Annotated in this window: 1 protein-coding gene; it reads left to right on the plus strand. The window is 50.2% G+C overall.

What is annotated here, in order from left to right:
- On the plus strand, positions 1-1,659 hold a 1,659-nt coding region (mobF, locus tag AB4589_RS22595; protein WP_372101730.1), incomplete at both ends, for a MobF family relaxase.

A 1,659-nucleotide genomic window follows, 5' to 3' on the forward strand; every position in this document is an offset into this window, starting at 1 on the left:
ACCTCAAGGAAAAAGACCAAGAAGAAAACACCTTCTGGCATGGCAAGCTGGCCATCGAAGCGGGACTGGCGGGTAAACCCGTAGAGCAAGCCACCCTAGAATCGGTACTCTCAGGCAGTCTTGGCGGTGAAACCATTAAAGGAAAACGAGATGATCATAAATCGGGCTTCGACCTGACCTTTTCTGCACCTAAAACCGTCAGTGTTCTTGCGCTTGTAAGTGGCGATAATCGACTCATTGAAGCACACAATAACGCCGTAAAATTCGCCTTAACTGAGCTTGAAAGAGACGTGGCACAATTCACTACCATCAACAAAGAGGGAGCGCGCGAGTTTCACAACACCGACTCGATGATATTTGCGGTCGTGCGCCATAAGACAAGCCGTGAAAACGACCCACAAGTCCACTCGCACGCGCTAGCCGCTAACATGACACGCGACCAAGAAGGAAAACTTCGCACGCTTGCATCCAGCCTAAAACAAAAAGGGGGCGTGATTAACGGGACTGGCGAGCGCATTTACAACTTCCAAAAATACTACGGTATCTTGTACCAGAGCCAATTGGCTAAAGATGCACAAGCACTCGGTTATTCCACGCGAGGCGTCGGCAACGGTCAGTTCGAAATCAGCGGTGTCCCTCAGCCTATTCTTGATGCGTCATCCACTCGCAAACAACAAATTGACCAACGCACACTCGATTTAGGCTTTGACTCTCGCGCGGCGAAAGACGTAGCCAACCTCGATACTCGTAAAAGCAAAACCTACCAGAGCAGTGACAGCCTCAACAAACAGTGGCAAAGCACCGTAAAAGAGCAAGGGTATGAGCCTGCAGAGCTTGTCACCATGGCGCAACAAGTAAAAGAAGCGCAAAACACCCCACCACTTGGTGAAACCCAAGCCGCCATCAGCAGAGCCATTGACCATCTAGGGCAATACAGCACCGCGTTACACCTAGAAAAAATCATTGAACTGACTGCCTCAGAGTTCACCAAAGGCGGCGTGCAACTCAACGCCCTTGATATCAAAAAAGTCGCGGATGAAATGATTAAACAAGGCGACTTGATAGGACTCAATCACAAAGGGCAATACACCACCAAAGGCTTAATTGATAACGAGAAAGCGCTTATCGACAGCACCCAAGGCCGGGCGCATCACATGCGCACCCACGTTGAATCCAGCACGCTCAACAAGCTCGCTATCTCTGAAAACCAGCAGCGTATACTGACCGACCTGTACCACTCCACCAAACAGTTCCACGTGGTCAATGTACACGGCTCATCACAAGATATTGCGCAGCTGCTACTCAATGTAGGCAATCACAGTGGTAAACGCGTCCAGTTGGTCTCCCAAAGCGTGAAAGCCAAGACAGAGGGCATGGAGAGCGTACAGCGCAAGAGTCAGACACTCAGCGCCTGGGTCGGCCAGCTCTTTTCACCAGAGCAGAGACACACCACCCACAGCTTACTGCAAAGCGATACGCCGCTGACCAATAAAGACGTCTTGCTCATCGATGACGCCAATAAGATGAGTGCCAATGAGTTGTTGGCCCTCACCGATAAAGCCAAACAATCGAGCAGTAAAGTGGTGATGCTTAATCGCGTATCAAGCCGTCAGGGATTTAAAGCCAATAACGCTATCTCGCTGTATCAAAAAGGCAATG

The organism is Vibrio sp. 10N.222.49.A3 (genome assembly GCF_041475145.1).
Classification (GTDB): domain Bacteria; phylum Pseudomonadota; class Gammaproteobacteria; order Enterobacterales; family Vibrionaceae; genus Vibrio; species Vibrio tasmaniensis_A.